This window comes from Enterobacter sp. Acro-832, assembly GCF_011752745.1.
GTDB classification, from domain to species: domain Bacteria; phylum Pseudomonadota; class Gammaproteobacteria; order Enterobacterales; family Enterobacteriaceae; genus Enterobacter; species Enterobacter quasiroggenkampii.
Map to the genome: position 1 here is coordinate 1 of NZ_VWWX01000025.1, position 381 is coordinate 381.

Annotated in this window: 2 rRNA genes; both read left to right on the forward strand. The window is 44.4% G+C overall.

Annotated features, from left to right (window positions below):
• A 16S ribosomal RNA gene (locus F3J31_RS23245) occupies positions 1-80 on the forward strand; the annotation flags it as partial.
• A 199-nt stretch (positions 81-279) separates the two neighbouring features.
• Positions 280-381: ribosomal RNA gene (locus F3J31_RS23250) — 23S ribosomal RNA — on the forward strand; the annotation flags it as partial.

Genomic DNA, 381 nt, shown 5'->3' on the forward strand with positions numbered 1-381 from the left:
TTACCACTTTGTGATTCATGACTGGGGTGAAGTCGTAACAAGGTAACCGTAGGGGAACCTGCGGTTGGATCACCTCCTTACCTTAAAGAACCTGCCTTTGCAGTGCTCACACAGATTGTCTGATGAATGATGAACTTCTGAATGTACTTTTGAGTGCATTAAGAAGTTTTGCTCTTTAAAAATCTGGATCAAGCTGAAAATTGAAACGACACATCTTAATGGTGTGTTCGAGTCTCTAAAATTTTCGCAATCATGAAGTGAAACATCTTCGGGTTGTGAGGTTAAGCGACTAAGCGTACACGGTGGATGCCCTGGCAGTCAGAGGCGATGAAGGACGTGCTAATCTGCGAAAAGCGCCGGCGAGGTGATATGAACCTTTGA